This is a genomic window from Paraburkholderia aspalathi, from assembly GCF_900116445.1.
GTDB classification, from domain to species: domain Bacteria; phylum Pseudomonadota; class Gammaproteobacteria; order Burkholderiales; family Burkholderiaceae; genus Paraburkholderia; species Paraburkholderia aspalathi.
Genome location: NZ_FPBH01000012.1, coordinates 39,990 through 53,524, shown reverse-complemented (window position 1 = coordinate 53,524; position 13,535 = coordinate 39,990). Strand labels below are relative to the sequence as shown.

General features: G+C 60.8%; 11 protein-coding genes. 6 read left to right on the top strand and 5 right to left on the bottom strand.

Annotated elements, in window-relative coordinates; all coding sequences use genetic code 11:
• The first annotated feature begins 24 nt into the window (after positions 1-24).
• The 5 genes from cysD (at position 25) to BM438_RS19310 (ending at position 6,478) form a co-directional block, all read left to right on the top strand.
• A complete protein-coding gene (cysD, locus tag BM438_RS19340) occupies positions 25-987 on the top strand; it encodes a sulfate adenylyltransferase subunit CysD (RefSeq protein WP_054042851.1) in 963 nt (320 codons plus the stop codon).
• A 25-nt stretch (positions 988-1,012) separates the two neighbouring features.
• Positions 1,013-2,329: a sulfate adenylyltransferase subunit 1 gene (locus BM438_RS19335; protein ID WP_054042849.1), complete on the top strand. Its 1,317-nt coding sequence runs from the start codon at positions 1,013-1,015 to the stop codon at positions 2,327-2,329.
• A 74-nt stretch (positions 2,330-2,403) separates the two neighbouring features.
• Entirely contained in the window at positions 2,404-3,156 is a 753-nt protein-coding gene (gene cobA, locus BM438_RS19330) for a uroporphyrinogen-III C-methyltransferase (RefSeq protein ID WP_054042847.1), read from the top strand.
• Positions 3,157-4,434: 1,278 nt separating this feature from the next.
• Positions 4,435-4,887 carry a hypothetical protein gene (locus BM438_RS19320; RefSeq protein WP_093636261.1) on the top strand — a complete coding sequence of 151 codons (453 nt, stop codon included), beginning with the start codon at positions 4,435-4,437 and terminating at the stop codon, positions 4,885-4,887.
• A 664-nt stretch (positions 4,888-5,551) separates the two neighbouring features.
• Entirely contained in the window at positions 5,552-6,478 is a 927-nt protein-coding gene (locus BM438_RS19310; RefSeq protein ID WP_093636257.1) for a bestrophin family protein, read from the top strand.
• Positions 6,479-6,489: 11 nt separating this feature from the next.
• On the opposite strand, the gene BM438_RS19305 is transcribed toward BM438_RS19310, so the two are convergent.
• The 5 genes from BM438_RS19305 to apbC all read right to left on the bottom strand — a co-directional run bounded on the left by BM438_RS19305 (position 6,490) and on the right by apbC (position 12,192).
• Positions 6,490-7,233 (bottom strand): lysozyme inhibitor LprI family protein, encoded by a 744-nt coding sequence (locus tag BM438_RS19305; protein ID WP_093636255.1) that lies wholly within the window; start codon positions 7,231-7,233, stop codon positions 6,490-6,492.
• A 2-nt stretch (positions 7,234-7,235) separates the two neighbouring features.
• Positions 7,236-9,521 carry an arginine/lysine/ornithine decarboxylase gene (locus BM438_RS19300; RefSeq protein WP_093636253.1) on the bottom strand — a complete coding sequence of 762 codons (2,286 nt, stop codon included), beginning with the start codon at positions 9,519-9,521 and terminating at the stop codon, positions 7,236-7,238.
• An 84-nt stretch (positions 9,522-9,605) separates the two neighbouring features.
• Positions 9,606-10,175, bottom strand: coding sequence for a dCTP deaminase (gene dcd, locus BM438_RS19295; RefSeq protein ID WP_028200499.1), 570 nt, complete (start codon positions 10,173-10,175; stop codon positions 9,606-9,608).
• Positions 10,176-10,438: 263 nt separating this feature from the next.
• Positions 10,439-10,972, bottom strand: a complete 534-nt coding sequence (locus BM438_RS19290; RefSeq protein WP_093636251.1) for a superoxide dismutase family protein — start codon at positions 10,970-10,972, stop codon at positions 10,439-10,441.
• A gap of 131 nt (positions 10,973-11,103) precedes the next feature.
• Complete coding sequence (apbC, locus tag BM438_RS19285) at positions 11,104-12,192, bottom strand: iron-sulfur cluster carrier protein ApbC (RefSeq protein ID WP_093636249.1); 1,089 nt, start codon at positions 12,190-12,192, stop codon at positions 11,104-11,106.
• A gap of 340 nt (positions 12,193-12,532) precedes the next feature.
• Here apbC and BM438_RS19280 point away from each other — a divergent pair, with 340 nt between their 5' ends.
• Entirely contained in the window at positions 12,533-13,186 is a 654-nt protein-coding gene (locus tag BM438_RS19280) for a YiaD family glycine zipper/OmpA-like lipoprotein (RefSeq protein WP_093636247.1), read from the top strand.
• Positions 13,187-13,535: the final 349 nt, after the last annotated feature.

The window sequence follows — 13,535 nt, the reverse complement described above, 5'->3', positions numbered from 1 at the left end:
CGCGAATCAACGAAGGACCCAAACATGAGCACCACGCTCGATTCCACTGTGAATGCACCGCTTACCAACACGGCGAACCGGATGGATCACCTCGATTGGCTCGAGGCCGAGTCGATCCACATCCTGCGCGAACTGGTCGCCGAATGCAGCAAGCCCGCATTGCTGTTTTCGGGTGGCAAGGATTCGGTCGTGGTGTTGCACCTCGCGCTGAAGGCCTTCGGCATTGGCGCAAATCGCAAGACTGTGCTGCCGTTCCCGCTCGTGCATATCGACACCGGTCACAACTACGACGAAGTGATCGACTTCCGCGATCGCCGTGCGAAAGAGATCGGCGCTGAACTGGTGGTGGGTCACGTTGAAGATTCGATCAAGCGTGGCACCGTGCGTCTGCGCCGCGAACTGGATTCGCGCAATGCCGCGCAAGCCGTGACGCTGCTCGAAACGATCGCTGAACATGAGTACACCGCGCTGATCGGCGGCGCGCGCCGCGACGAAGAAAAGGCTCGGGCAAAAGAACGGATCTTCTCGTTCCGCGACGAATTCGGTCAATGGGATCCGAAGGCGCAGCGCCCGGAACTGTGGAGCCTGTATAACGCGCGTCTGCATAACGGCGAACACCTGCGCGTGTTCCCGATCTCGAACTGGACCGAACTCGACGTGTGGCAATACATCGCCCGCGAACAACTTGAGCTGCCGTCGATCTATTACGCGCATCAACGCGAAATCGTGCGCCGCAACGGCCTGCTCGTGCCGGTTACGCCGCTTACGCCGATGCGTGAAGGCGAGACCAGCGAAACCGCGCTGGTGCGTTTCCGCACCGTGGGCGATATTAGCTGCACGTGCCCGGTGGAAAGCGATGCGGATGATCTCGAGAAGATCATCGCCGAAACGGCCGTGACCGAAATCACGGAACGCGGCGCGACGCGGATGGACGACCAGGTCTCCGAAGCCGCGATGGAACAGCGTAAGAAGCAAGGTTATTTCTAAGCACACGAACCAAGGTAAAGCAATCATGAGCGGTATTCACCAACCAGAAGACCTCGGCGTGCTGCGTTTCATTACTGCGGGTAGCGTCGACGATGGCAAGAGCACGTTGATCGGCCGCCTGCTGTACGACAGCAAAGCGGTGTTGAGCGACCAGCTCTCCGCACTGTCGCGCGCGAAGAATAAGCGTACCGTTGGCGACGAAATCGATCTGTCGCTGCTGACCGACGGCCTCGAAGCCGAACGCGAACAGGGCATCACGATCGACGTCGCATACCGTTACTTTGCAACGGCTAAGCGCAAGTTCATCATCGCCGACACGCCGGGCCACGAGCAGTACACGCGCAACATGGTGACGGGCGCATCGACCGCACATGCAGCGATTATCCTGGTCGACGCAACGCGTGTGACGTTCATCGACGGCGTCGCGCAACTGTTGCCGCAAACCAAGCGTCACAGCGCGCTGGTGAAGCTGCTCGGCTTGCAACACGCGATCGTCGCGATCAACAAGATGGACCTCGTCGACTACAGCGAAACGCGTTTCAACGAGATTCGCGATGCGTATGTCGAACTCGCGCGTCAACTCGGTCTGAACGATGTGCGCTTCGTGCCGGTGTCGGCGCTGAAGGGCGACAACATCGTGACCGCTAGCGAAAGCATGCCGTGGTACGCGGGCGAACCGCTGCTCGATTTGCTCGAAGCATTGCCGGTGGAAGTTCCGACGGGTCAGGCGCTGCGTTTCCCGGTGCAATGGGTGGCGCGTCAGGACGGCAGCCAGGCTGACGATTTTCGCGGCTACATGGGCCGTGTCGAAGCGGGCGAGGTGAAGGTCGGCGATACCATTGTCGTGCTGCCGGCGAACCGTGAAGCGACGGTTGCCGAGATCATCGCGCCGGTGACGGGCGGAACGGCGGCGGTGGACCGCGCGTTTGCCGGCCAAACCGTGACAATTCGCCTGGCGGAAGACGTCGACGTATCGCGCGGCGATACCTTCGTGCTGCGCGAAGCAGCGCCGGAACCGGCGAAGAAGCTGGAAGCCGATCTGTGCTGGTTCGACGACACGCCGCTGTCGACGCAACGCAAGTATCTGTTGAAGCAGACCACCAACACGGTGTTCGCCCGGATCGGCGCGATCAAGGAAGTGCTCGACGTGCATACGTTGTCGCAGGCAACCGATCGCAAGGACCTGACGATGAACGACATCGGCCGCGTATCGCTGACGTTGCAAAAGCCGCTGGTGTGCGACGTGTACGACTCGCATCAGGGCACGGGCGCATTCGTGTTGATCGACGAAGCGACGCATCACACCGTCGCGGCCGGGATGATCCGGGCATTTTCGGCTTGAGTCACCGACTGGGCAACTAACGCGCGCTCGCGGCTTCGGGTTTCGCACGAACTGGACGAATGGGGTTAAGGCGAATGGGTAAGGTGTATCTGATCGGTGCAGGGCCAGGGGCCGCGGATCTCATCACGGTGCGCGGCGCGCGGCTGCTCGGCACGGCGGATGTCGTGTTGCACGACGCGCTTGTCGAGCCGGCAATGCTCGACTACGCACCCTCTCACGCGCGGCGGATTGCGGTTGGCAAGCGGTGCGGGCAGTTGTCGACGGCGCAGCAGTTCATCAACAAGCAGATTGTCGATGCTGCGCTTGAGCACGACGTGGTGGTGCGCCTGAAGGGCGGTGATCCGATGTTGTTTGGGCGTGCTGATGAGGAGATGCGGGCGCTTGAGGCGGCGGGTATCGAGTATGAGGTGGTGCCTGGGATTACGGCGGCGCTTGCCAGTGCGGCGACGTTGAAGCGGTCGTTGACGCTTCGCGGCGTGTCTCGCAGTGTTGCGTTGGCTACGCATAGCCGGGCGGCTGATACTGCGGCGATTCGGGAGCAGGTGAATGCGGATTCGCTCGTGTTCTATATGGGGCGGGATAGCGGGCCTGAGATAGCGCAAGAGTTGATTGATGCTGGGCGCGATGGCGCGACTCCTGTGGCGATTGTGGAGGCGTGTAGTACGCCTCGTGAGCGGATGCTTACTCTTACGCTTTCGGGCCTCGCTTGTGGCGAGGCTCAGCAGTGGCTTGATGCTTCGCAGCCTAGTCTTTTGATGATCGGGGAGGCGTTTGCTGCTCGGCAGCAGGTGGGGCGCTCCGCGGATGGGATGTTGGTGGCTGCTTGAGGTTTTTGTTTTGCCTTTTGCGGCGCTTGTTTTGGCCGTGTTCTTAGGGCTTTGGGCTTTCCTTGTTCTGGCTTTGGTGCCTTTCCTTGATTTGTTAGTGGTCTATTAGTGTTGCCCCTGTGCGGGGCGGCACTTACTTTCTTTGCCGCCGCAAAGAAAGATAAGCAAAGAAAGATAAGCAAAGAAAGCGGCTAGAAGCCCCTGCTAAGCGGGCACCATTGTCTGCTACGGGTAGTGGTGCATCTGGAATCTGTGCTCTCTCGCATTCGGCGTCAGTGACAAGGACGTCATACTTCCCGTCTCACACTTCGTGCTCGCCGGAAGCGTTTGCCCCGTCGCGGTCGGTTATCTATCAATGCTCCGTTTCTTTGCTGAAGTTTCTTCGGTGCTGTAGTTCTGTGTTCGGGCGCGCGTTTGGGAAATTTCGGAAATGGTGGTTTCCCACGCTCTTTAGCCCAGGCAGGCGATCACTCGCGAAACGATACGTTTTAAACTCAATTCGCCGTCGAGTCAGCGATGGCCGGGCTTGGCAGCCTGCACACCACGCACGTACTCCTGCCCCGGCAGGTCGTGCGTCTGTTTCAGCGCGTCTTCTTGCTATGGGCGGGCCGTGATAGGGAGATCTTCGGGTCTGCTGGTTTGCTGTGGTGCCAGTCTGCCAACCGTATCACTGAGCCCGCTCACCACAGCGCAAATATGAGCGAGCTGTGTGCGCTCAGACCGCTAATGCTAAGTGGGCACCGTAGCCTGCAACGGGTAGTGGTGCATCTGGAATCTGTGTTCTCTCGCATTCGGCGTTAGTGACAAGGACGTCATACCTCCCGTCTCACACTTCGTGCTCGCCGGAAGCGTTTGCCCCGTCGCGCTTCGCGCGACGTCGCGGTCCGTTATCTATCAATACTCCGTTTCTTTGCTGAAGTTTCTTCGGTGCTGTAGTCCTGTGTTTGGGCGCGCGTTTGGGAAATTTCGGAAATGGTGGTTTCCCACGCTCTTTAGCCCAGGCAGGCGATCACTCGCGAAACGATACGTTTTAAACTCAATTCGCCGTCAAAACAACGACGGTCAGGCTTGGCGGCCTGTTGCCAAACGCAGACCTGTCTCGGCAGGTCTGTGTCTATCTCTGCGCGTCTTATGGGCGGGCCGTGATGGGGAGGCCTTCGGGCCTGCCGGTTTTCGTTTGGCACCGGTCGCCAACCTTGTCATTGAGCCCGCTCACCACTTTGCAAACTACAAGCTAGTGCGTCGGGCGGTCCAGGTAAGTTTCAGGGAGATCGCGCCATGAGTAAATCCGCCAAGAATTCACGAACCACATCGCGCCCACCTGTTGACGCACTTCAGTACGAAAAACTTGCCCTGTCTGCTTTCGGACTTGTTGACCGGCAACTAAGCCAACTGGACAAGTTAGTTACGCTTGCGGCCTCGATATTCAGGAGTCCGGCGGTAACGAGGGAAGAGCGGCATCGTCAGCGAAAATTGCTGGAAGTACTGATCGACACTGGCGAGGATTATCGGCGAGAAGTCGAAATTGATCACGAGTTGTACCAGATCATCGCGCTTGATGCGAAGGGAGTACCCCAACGCTGCATTACCGCGCGTCGCGCAGCGAACCTTCTGGCGAAGGCCACGCAGAGGGCACCGGAGAACTGCAGAGGCATGCGCGCAATGGGAACCATGCGCAACAGGCAGGGACGCTTTAAAACGATCACGCGCCCTATTGCAACAGCACACTGACAAAAACCCGCGGTACTAGGCTACGAACATAAAAAGGCGCTAGCGCCTTTTTATGTTGTAAATAGATGGTTTTGCCGTGACTGGCTTAATCTGGAGATATGACTGCCTTGCCACCAAGGCAGAGTGTGCGAGAACACTGTTGGAACGGCAACGGCACCCGTGCCGTGACCGTGATTGCAAGGCGCCTGCCATATCATTTGAAGTTAGGGTTCCCAGGTGAGTGCAGAGCGCCTCGCCGAGGCGAAGCCGACGGCTCCCATAGATCTTGAACGAAGCCCCGGGTTTCCCATGCATACCCGTCCGCGACGCACGCAGTGCGGAGTGGGAGCTGATGAGTCCTTTGTCACTAACGCGGAATGTGCGAGAACACGGATTCCAGTCGCACCACTACCCGTAGCAGACCACGGTGCCCACTTAGCAGGGGCTTCTAGCCGCTTTCTTTGCTTATCTTTCTTTGCGGCGGCAAAGAAAGTAAGTGCCGCCCCGCACAGGGGCAACGCTAATAGACCACTACCAAAACAAGGAAAGGCACCAAACCCAGATCAAGGAAAGCCCAAAGCCCTAAGAACACGACCAATGCCGCCGCCAAAGGCAAAAAAAACCATGCCCCACCACCATTAGCGATAATAGACCCCCACCCGCCGAAGGCAAAACCCCCGCTGCGATGATCATCCGCCCCCACCTCCATTGGTTCCGCATGCTGCTTGCCTGGAGAGGCTCCGTCCTCCCGCAACTGCTGCCCAGGCTATTCCTCATTTTCTGCATCGCGATCGTCGCGGTCGCCGCCCACGACCACCTGCTGCCAGTCTCGCTCAACCTAAACACCACCACCCCATTCTCCCTGCTAGGCATAGCGTTAGCCGTGTTTCTAGGCTTCCGGAACAACGCCAGCTACGACCGCTGGTGGGAAGCCCGCAAGCTCTGGGGCCAGCTCCTGAACGAGTCCCGCTCGCTCACCCGCCAGGCCCTCACGCTGCAAAATAAACAGCTGCCAAAGGAAGACATCAAGGAGTTCGTCGCCGCCCTCAGCGCCCTCCCCCATGCCCTACGCCACCAGCTCCGCGACAGCGATCCGCGTGAAGATCTCGCGGATCGCCTGCCCAAGGCGCTGTTTGACCGCGTCATAGCGTCGCGCTACAAACCGGCAACACTCCTGCTGTTTCTCGGGGAATGGGTGCAGCGCCACGCGCAAACAGGCGCGATCGATCCGATGGCAGTGCTCGCCTTCGATCGGAATCTGAATGGTCTGTCGGATGTGATCGGCGGTTGCGAGCGCATCGTGTCGACGCCGCTGCCCTTCGCCTACTCGGTGATGATTCACCGCACGGTGTATTTCTTCTGTGCGTCCCTGCCGTTCGGACTGGTCGACAGCATCGGGATCTTCACGCCAGTCTTCGCGGTGTTCGTCGCGTACACCTTCATGGCGCACGAAGCGATCGCCGCGCAGATCGAAGAGCCCTTCGGCATCGACGACAACGACCTCGCGCTCGAATCGATGTCGCTCGGCATCGAAGACGCCATGCGTGATCTGCTAGGAGAGCCGGCCGTTGCGCGGCCCGCGTCGCAAGCCGAAAGCCATGTGCTCACGTAAGCCGCGAACACTCAGCTGTTGCCGACCGTCTCCGACAAGCGTTTGAGCGTCGCCACCCGCGCACCGATGATATCGATGCGGCTGTTTTCATCGATCACCGGCGTGGCGGCGTTGAGATACGCAGTCCAGGCCTTTTGGGCACGTGCAAGCGTCGGGCGCGAGCGCGCCGGCATCTTTGCTTGCAAGCGGCGGTAATAGCGGTTCAGATCGAACATCGCGTGCTCGCATTGCGCGTCCGCCGTACAGGCGCGCAGACGGCGCTGTGAGTCTCCGCCGCCGGCGCTGACCTTGGCCAGGGCGCTGCGCAGCGCAAGCGCGCGGTCACGCACCGGCTGTAATTGCATGTCGGCTTCGGCCAGCACATACATCGTGCCGTGTGTCGTCTCGAACACGGCAGCGAGCAACTGCTTCTCGACATCACGCGAGGCAAGCCAGCTTGCCTGACTCTTTTCCCATGCGTTGCGTTGCGCCGGCGGCAACTTCGCCTGAAGCTGCTGCCACGCGCCGTCCAACGCGGCCTTCCAGCCGATTCGCGCGTTGTCCATACACTGCACCTGCCCCGCCGTCGACGACATGTCACTGCGCGCCAGACAGGTGCGCATCGACGCGTCGATCGGGTCGGCCGCGGCGACTTCGGCATGCGCCTGAAGCGGCGCGATGCCGAGCACGGCCACCGACAGCGCCGACGTCAGGGTCAGCGCGCCAAACGCGCGCCGCCAGCCGTCAGCACCCAGCAGGGACTTCACCACCCACATCGTCAGGCGCGCACGCAATCGACGAAGTATTCGATGCGCCCGTTGATGGTTTCGCCGACAAGCCCGTGGATATCCGTGTGGAAACCCGGGAAGCGCTCGTTGAACTCGCGCGCGAAACGCAGATAGTTGACGATGGTCTTGTTGAAGCGCTCGCCCGGAATCAGCAGCGGAATACCCGGCGGATATGGCGTCAACAGGATCGACGTGACGCGGCCTTCGAGTTCGTCGATCGGTACCCGGTCGATCTCGCGGTGCGCGAGCTTGGCGAACGCGTCCGACGGCTTCATTGCCGGTTCCATGCTCGACAGGTACATCTCGGTCGTCAGGCGCGCAATGTCGTTCGCGCGGTACACGCTGTGAATCTGCTCGCACAGATCGCGCAGACCGACACGCTCGTACATCGGATGATGCGAGACGAACTCGGGCAGCACGCGCCACAGCGGCTGGTTGTTGTCGTAGTCGTCCTTGAACTGCTGCAACTCCGTCACCATCGAATTCCAGCGACCCTTGGTGATGCCGATCGTGAACATGATGAAGAACGAATACAGGCCGGTCTTCTCGACGATGATGCCGTGTTCGGCCAGATACTTCGTGACAATCGCAGCCGGAATGCCGGATTCGCCGAAACCGCCGTCCATATCCAAACCCGGCGTGACGATGGTCGCCTTGATCGGGTCCAGCATGTTGAAACCGTCGGCGAGCGGGCCGAAGCCGTGCCATGCATCGTTCGGGCGCAGCATCCAGTCTTCGCGCGAGCCGATGCCTTCTTCCGCGAACGTCTCCGGGCCCCACACCTTGAAGAACCAGTCGTCGCCGTATTCGGCGTCGACCTTGCTCATCGCGCGGCGGAAATCCAACGCTTCGGCAATCGACTCTTCAACCAGAGCCGTGCCGCCCGGCGCTTCCATCATTGCCGCGGCCACGTCGCACGAGGCGATGATCGCGTACTGCGGGCTGGTCGAGGTGTGCATCAGATAGGCTTCGTTGAAGCGATGCTTGTCGAAGCGGCTGTTCTTCGAATCCTGCACGACGATCTGCGAAGCCTGCGAAATACCGGCCAGCAGCTTGTGCGTGGAGTGCGTGGCGAACACCAGTGCGCCAATACGCGGACGGCCGGCGCCGATCGCGTGCATGTCCTGATAGAACTCGTGGAACTCGGCATGCGGCAGCCACGCTTCGTCGAAGTGCAGCGTGTCGAGCCAGTCGCCGAGCATCTCCTTGATCATCTCGACGTTGTAGATCACGCCGTCATAAGTGCTCTGCGTGATGGTCAGGATGCGCGGCTTCAGGTCCGGATTCTTGGCCAACGCTTCGCGGGCGAACGGATTCGCCAGGATCTTCTTCTTGATGTTTTCCGGCTCGAATTCGCTGCGCGGAATCGGGCCGATGATGCCGAAGTTATTGCGCGTCGGCGTGAGGAACACCGGAATCGCGCCCGTCATCGTGATCGCGTGCAGGATCGACTTGTGGCAATTGCGGTCCACCAGCACGATGTCGCCCGGTGCAACCGTACCGTGCCAGACGATCTTGTTCGAGGTCGAGGTGCCGTTAGTCACGAAGAACACGTGGTCCGCGCTAAAGATGCGCGCAGCATTGCGCTCGGAGGCGGCAATCGGGCCGGTGTGATCGAGCAGCTGACCGAGTTCGTCGACGGCATTACACACGTCGGCGCGCAGCATGTTCTCGCCGAAGAACTGGTGGAACATCTGGCCAAGCGGGCTCTTCAGGAACGCGACGCCGCCCGAGTGCCCCGGGCAATGCCATGAATACGAGCCTTCGTCCGCGTACTGCACCAGTTCCTTGAAGAACGGCGGCGCGAGCGAATCCAGGTACACCTTGGTTTCGCGGATGATGTGGCGCGCAACGAACTCCGGCGTGTCCTCGAACATGTGGATGAAGCCGTGCAGTTCGCGCAGGATGTCGTTCGGCAGGTGGCGCGAGGTGCGCGTTTCGCCGTACAGGAAGATCGGAATGTCGGCGTTGCGGCGGCGCACTTCGGTCACGAACGCGCGCAGCGCGATGATCGCGGCCGCCAGTTCCGGCGTCTCGCCTTCCACCACCACGTTATCGACGTACGGCAGCAATTCGTCGTCGTCGATCGACAGGATGAAACACGACGCGCGGCTCGACTGCTGCGCGAACGAAGTCAGGTCGCCGTAGCTCGTCAGCCCGAGCACTTCCGCGCCTTCTTTCTCGATAGCTTCGGCCAAAGCCCGGATGCCGGAACCCGAGATATTCTCGGAGCGAAAATCTTCGTCAATGATGACGACGGGAAAACGAAACTTCATGGGCGATTCTCCAAAAAGAACGACCGCTGCATTTGACTAAGCAGCGGTCACCCGAATAGCTGGTGGGTCAGTACGCTGCCGACGTCACGTCTTGGGCAACGTGACGCCGTGCTGACCTTGATATTTGCCGCCGCGATCCGCGTACGACGTCTCACAAATTTCGTCGCTTTCGAAAAACAGCACCTGGGCGACGCCTTCGTTCGCGTAGATTTTCGCAGGCAAAGGTGTCGTATTCGAGAATTCGAGCGTGACGTGTCCTTCCCATTCCGGCTCGAACGGCGTCACGTTCACGATGATCCCGCAACGCGCATACGTGGATTTGCCCAGACACACGGTCAGGACGCTGCGCGGAATGCGGAAATACTCGACGGTGCGGGCCAGCGCGAACGAATTCGGCGGGATGATGCAGACATCGCCCTTGAAGTCGACAAACGACTTCTCGTCAAAGTTCTTCGGATCGACGATGGTCGAGTTGATGTTGGTGAAGATCTTGAATTCGTCGGCGCAGCGGATGTCGTAGCCGTAGCTCGAGGTGCCGTAGCTGACAATCTTCCGGCCGTCTTCTGAGACGCGGACCTGATCCGGTGCAAACGGCTCGATCATGTTGTGCGACTCGGCCATGCGCCGGATCCACTTGTCGGATTTGATAGTCATAGGTGAACGCTGCTCGACTTGAGTGACAGATGTGTGACGGGTAACGATCCGGCATAAGGTCCGGGCCGGGCGCCACCGGCTACGCGCTCCGGGCTGGGCGCCCCCGGCTACGCGCCCCCGCCGAAAGGCGCTTATTTTACGCGATCAGGAGAATGCTGCCGCGGAAGGGACCTGAGAGTCGTCCCCGGCACCGCGAAAGGCTTGCCGCAAGGCCATTCAAACGGCTAACCGCTTGCGCCGGATGAACCCGCAGGGCATTGCCCTCACTGGCGAATCAACCCGCATGCGAGCGCGGGGCCCGCGCCATGCTGCGGATACGCGTAAGGGTCGGTCGCATCGTGATGCAGCAGAACCGCGCGTTGCAGCACCGAGCGGATACCGTCGAGCGACACGTCCGGCGCAACGATGAAGCCGGTGGCCACGCCGTTCGCGTCCGCATGGATGTTGCCGAGATCGCCTTCGACCCGGGCGCCGGTTTTCAGACGCTCGGCTGCCGGCGAGAACACCGGGCCGGCGCTGGAGCCGTCAGCGGCATTGCAGTCGCCACGCTCATGCACCTGCAACGCGTGGTCGCTATCGGGCGGCAAGCCGGAGAGATTGTAGGTGACCTGCACACCGTCCGAACGCTCGATGAACGTGACGAGACCGCGTGCCTGATTGCCCACGGTGGGCAGCAACTGTGCGTCAGCACGCTTTTCCTGTGGTCTCAGGAACGTGCTACAGCCGCATAACAGCACACTGCTGGCAGCCAGGACGATGAACGCATGCACCGCCTGCCCGTCGATTCGTTTTCCCATGCGATCCTCTTGCCGGCCTGGTGGCCGCCCCTGCGGCCGCCGAGCCGAACTTGTGAAGTCGACATGATACCGCGAGACCAGCCGCAAATTGGCGACTTGGCCCCGCTTTAACCCCTTGTCCGAACGGCGGGTCAGGTGTTCTGGACGACGATGCTGGGAAACTTCGAGGTCATGTCACGCGCCCGCTCGGCGATATGGATCGCAACCTTGCGTGCGATCGACCGGTAGATCTCCGCAATACGTCCCTGCGGGTCCGCCACGACGGTGGGTTTGCCGGAGTCGGCCTGCTCACGGATGGCGATGTCGAGCGGCAGGCTGCCGAGCACGTCGACGCCATATTCCTTGCCCATCCGCTCGCCACCGCCCGCGCCGAAGATATGCTCTTCGTGGCCGCAGTTCGAGCAGATATGCATACCCATGTTCTCGACGATGCCGAGGATCGGAATGCCGACCTTCTCGAACATCTTGAGACCCTTCTTCGCGTCGAGCAGCGCGATGTCCTGCGGCGTCGTGACGATCACGGCGCCCGTCACCGGCACGCGCTGCGACAAGGTCAGCTGAATGTCGCCGGTGCCCGGCGGCATGTCGACGATCAGGTAGTCGAGATCTTGCCAGTTGGTCTGCCGCAGCAGCTGTTCGAGCGCTGAAGTGGCCATTGGGCCGCGCCACACCATCGGGTTGTCCTGCTCGATCAGAAAGCCGATCGAGTTGGCCTGCAGACCGTGGCCGGTCATCGGATTCATCGACTTTTCGTCGGGTGATTCCGGACGGCCGGTAATGCCGAGCATCATCGGCAGCGAGGGGCCGTAGATGTCCGCATCGAGAATGCCGACCGACGCGCCTTCGCTCGCCAGTGCCAGCGCGAGGTTCACGGCGGTCGTGCTCTTGCCGACCCCGCCTTTGCCCGACGCCACCGCGACGATGTTTTTAACGTTCGGCAAGAGTTTGACGCCGCGCTGCACGGTATGCGCGGCGATTTGCTGGGACACCTCGACGCGCGCGTTTGCCACGCCGGAAACGGCTTTCAGCGCTTCGGTGAATTGCGTGCGAATCGCTTCAAACTGCCGTTTGGCCGGATAGCCGAGTACCACCTCGAGGCTAACCGTGTCACCCTCCACGGCCACGTTCCTGATGTTCCTGGCAGCCGCGTAGGGCTTGCCCGTGTTGGGGTCAGTGACGGCCGCGAGGGCAGCGTCGACCAAAGCCCGATCGATACTCATTGACACTCCGTGGGGAACACTTGCGGCGCGGTGGAATCCAAGTCTCCGCCACGCGCCAGAATTTGAAAAAAATTGTTAGGCAGCATTGCTAAAACCAGGCGTGCCGTGCACCCTTCGGGCAGGCGGAACGCCATGGGGTCGCATCGCTGCGTACTTCAGTCATCATTGTAGTGGCTGGCGCCAAGCCTTGCCGGAAGACCCTTCTCCGCTGTCGGACCGGGACCAGGGAAGACGCAGGATTCTCATATTGTCGACTTGCGCGCTTTACGGCCGTCACGTCCGACGGATAGATTTATCGCTTCCACCCGCTTTACTCGCTTCACTCAAGAGGACACAGAAAATGAACGCAAAACTCATGACTCGCCTGGCTGTATTTGCCGTTGCCGGTTCGTTGCTGGCTGGCTGCGCAACCCAACAAGGCACTAACACGGCCGTCGGTACGGGCGTGGGCGCCGGCACGGGCGCGGCACTCGGCGCAATCTTCGGCGGCGGCAAGGGCGCGGCGATCGGCGCAGGCGTCGGCGCGGCGGTGGGGGGCATCACCGGCTACAACTGGCAAGCCATTCACAACAAGCTGTCGGGCGCCACCAAGGGCACCGGCACGCAGATCACCGAGCAGCCCGACGGCTCGCTCAAGCTGAACATCCCGAGCTCGGTCACGTTCGACACCAACAGCTACGCGGTCAAGCCGTCGTTCGCGCCGGTGCTGGATCAACTGACGCAGACCATGCAGCAGAATCCGGAACTGATCGCCCAGGTGATCGGCTATACGGATAGCACGGGTCAGCCGGCTTACAACCAGACGCTGTCGGTCAATCGCGCGGAAAGCGTGACGGGTTATCTGGGGCAACGCGGCGTTGCGCCGCAACGCCTGTCGGCACAAGGCATGGGCCAGAACCAGCCGGTCGCTGACAACAACACCGAAGCAGGCCGTGCCGCAAACCGCCGCGTGGAAATCTATCTGCGCGCCACGGCTCAGCACGCCACGCAATAAGGGCACAGCCTGAAAGAGGGAGAAGCAACCGGGCGCCGGGCGGCTGCATTTGCAAGTTTGCCACTTTGGCCGGAGGCGTCCGGTAAGCAGTAAAAAAGCGCGGGAAACAAAATCTCGCACGAGAACGAAAAAAATTTCGAACTCTGCCGAAAATCCGCGGTCTGTCTTTACGGTACGTGGCTGGCGAAGCCGCCGCGTCACCATTCTCCTCTTGTCGTTGTTGCTCCGGGGTTAATAGCCCCGGTTTTTTTTGGGCGCTCGGTTTTCGTTCCGCAGGAATCTCCCTAAGGGACACACCACCCTACCCTTGCAGCGACCCAGCCGCGGCCCAGGCGGCCCAGCCCGCGCC

What these genes read in the sequence shown, in the direction of transcription:
- BM438_RS19280 (WP_093636247.1), top strand. Translation starts at nt 12,533, where the DNA reads ATGAACGCAAAACTCATGACTCGCCTGGCTGTATTTGCCGTTGCCGGT.
- cobA (WP_054042847.1), top strand. Translation starts at nt 2,404, where the DNA reads ATGGGTAAGGTGTATCTGATCGGTGCAGGGCCAGGGGCCGCGGATCTC.
- apbC (WP_093636249.1), bottom strand. Translation starts at nt 12,192, where the DNA reads ATGAGTATCGATCGGGCTTTGGTCGACGCTGCCCTCGCGGCCGTCACT.
- BM438_RS19335 (WP_054042849.1), top strand. Translation starts at nt 1,013, where the DNA reads ATGAGCGGTATTCACCAACCAGAAGACCTCGGCGTGCTGCGTTTCATT.
- dcd (WP_028200499.1), bottom strand. Translation starts at nt 10,175, where the DNA reads ATGACTATCAAATCCGACAAGTGGATCCGGCGCATGGCCGAGTCGCAC.
- cysD (WP_054042851.1), top strand. Translation starts at nt 25, where the DNA reads ATGAGCACCACGCTCGATTCCACTGTGAATGCACCGCTTACCAACACG.
- BM438_RS19320 (WP_093636261.1), top strand. Translation starts at nt 4,435, where the DNA reads ATGAGTAAATCCGCCAAGAATTCACGAACCACATCGCGCCCACCTGTT.
- BM438_RS19305 (WP_093636255.1), bottom strand. Translation starts at nt 7,233, where the DNA reads ATGTGGGTGGTGAAGTCCCTGCTGGGTGCTGACGGCTGGCGGCGCGCG.
- BM438_RS19290 (WP_093636251.1), bottom strand. Translation starts at nt 10,972, where the DNA reads ATGGGAAAACGAATCGACGGGCAGGCGGTGCATGCGTTCATCGTCCTG.
- BM438_RS19300 (WP_093636253.1), bottom strand. Translation starts at nt 9,521, where the DNA reads ATGAAGTTTCGTTTTCCCGTCGTCATCATTGACGAAGATTTTCGCTCC.
- BM438_RS19310 (WP_093636257.1), top strand. Translation starts at nt 5,552, where the DNA reads ATGATCATCCGCCCCCACCTCCATTGGTTCCGCATGCTGCTTGCCTGG.